Here is a 2,058-nt window from a genome sequence, read left to right on the forward strand (position 1 = left end):
CGGCGCCGCCTCCGACTTTGCGCTGCCGCGTGTGGCGCAGCGCCGGCGGGGCCTGCCGTACGATGAGGAGCTCGCCCGCCTCGGACAGACGGAGGTCTCCTACCGTTATTTCCCGACGCTCCGGCTTCTCGGAGCCGAGGAGCACATCTTCCCGGGTGCCACTCCCGCCGAAACCGAACTCGGCGGTGCGGGCGGCACCCGGGAATTTCGTTTCCCGGATGGCGAGCCGCTGCTTCCTTACCTCGCCTCGGTCCGCTTCTCGGACCGCAACTACCGCGTCGGCGCGAAGGCCGCCGCCTCGCTTCGCCGCGGGCCGTGGTCGCTTGCCCTGGCCTTCGATGCCCGCACGGGCCGCGACCTGCTGATCGAGGGGGTCTTCACCCACGCCCTGACTGGCGGTTTACGCCTTTCGCGCTCCTTCGCTTCGGGCGCCAGGGCCTCGCTGCTCTTCCTTCTTCCGGTCTCGATGCAGGGCACGCGCCTCTCCAGCTCGGCCGAAGCCTTCTCGCTGACAGACGACCCCTATTACAACCCGGCCTGGGGCTACCAGTCGGGGCGCGTGCGCAACTCGCGGGTGCGCCGTGAGATCCTTCCGCTCGCCGTTGCGGACCTCGTCGTCCCGCTCTCGGCGCACACCGAACTCCGTGCGGGTCTCTCCTCCGAGGCCGGCGTCCTCCGCTACAGCATGCTCGACTGGTTCGACGCCCGCACGCCGATGCCCGACAACTACCGTTACCTGCCGAGCTATACCGGCGACCGCGAGACCCGCGACGCCTGGCTGGCGGACGATCCGCGCTATACGCAGATCGACTGGGACGCCCTCATCCGCCGCAACCGCCTCTCCGCCGACGGGGATGCGACCTATGCCCTCTCCGACCGTGTCGAGCGCCGCACCGACCTGACCCTCTCGGCCGTTCTGGTCACCCGCCCCGACCCGCGTCTGACGCTCCGCCTCGGGGCCGTGCTGCGCGCCGACCGCTCGCGCTTCCACAAGCAGATGCGCGACCTGCTCGGCGCCTCACACCTCACGGATATCGACCAGTACCTGATCGACGACGACACCTACGGCAACCTGCTCCAGAACGACCTGCGCCACCCCGACCGCAAGGTCCGCACGGGCGACCGCTTCGGTTACGACTATGCATTGCTCCGCCGCGATCTTCGCATCCTCTTCCGGGCCGTCTACCGCTCCGACCGCCTCCATGCCGAAGCGGGGGCTGAACTGGGACGCACGACGGTCCGCCGCCGGGGCTACTACGAGAAGGAGCTCTTCCCCGGGACGCTCTCCTTCGGTCCCTCGCGCCGCCTGCACTTTACGCCCTACCGCTTCAAACTGCTCGTCGGCTGGTCCTTCACGCCGCGCAGCTACCTTTCGCTGACCGCCTTTGCAGGGTCCTCGGCGCCCCTCTCCGAGGCGCTCTTCTACCAGCCCCTCTACAACAACCGCACGGTCGCCGATCCCCGTCCCGAGCGCATCCGGTCGGCCGAGCTGACCTTCCGCCGCACGGGCCGCGACGTCGAACTGCAGCTCACGGCCTTCGCCACGCTGCGCCTCGATGGTTCGGAGACCCGCCGCTGCTACGACGACCTCGCGGCACTCTACTGCGACCTGGCCGTTTCGGGCATCGGACAGTCGCTCTGCGGCGTCGAACTCGGCGCCTCCCTGCGCCTCTCGTACCGCTGGCGCCTTGCGCTGGCTGCATCGGCCGCGCGCTATGCCTATGTCCGCGATCCCCGCGTCACGCTCCTCTCCGATGTGGACAACACCGAGATCCTCACCCGCTCGGTCAGCCGCATGGGCGGCTGCAGGGTAGGCGGGGCCCCGCAGCTTACCTCCTCCGCCGAGCTGACCTACTTCGGCCCCCGCGGCTGGAGCTGCCACCTCTCGGCCGGCTATGCCGGATCCCGCTACGCCGAGCCCTCCGTGCTGCGCCGCACCGACCGCGTGACGCAGCAGGCCGGCATCACCCCCGAACTCTTCCGTGCCCTTACCCTCCAGGAGCGGCTGCCCGACGCCTTCACGCTCGACGCCTCGCCCTTCCCCCCCTTCTTTTTCTG

The 2,058-nt window shown here is 69.6% G+C and carries 1 protein-coding gene; it reads left to right on the plus strand.

Annotated elements, in window-relative coordinates; all coding sequences use genetic code 11:
• Positions 1-2,058: TonB-dependent receptor (locus tag QZL63_RS09340; protein WP_290586722.1), on the plus strand; the 2,058-nt coding region annotated here is incomplete at both ends.

The organism is Alistipes sp. CAG:268, from assembly GCA_000434235.1.
Lineage (GTDB): Bacteria > Bacteroidota > Bacteroidia > Bacteroidales > Rikenellaceae > Alistipes > Alistipes avistercoris.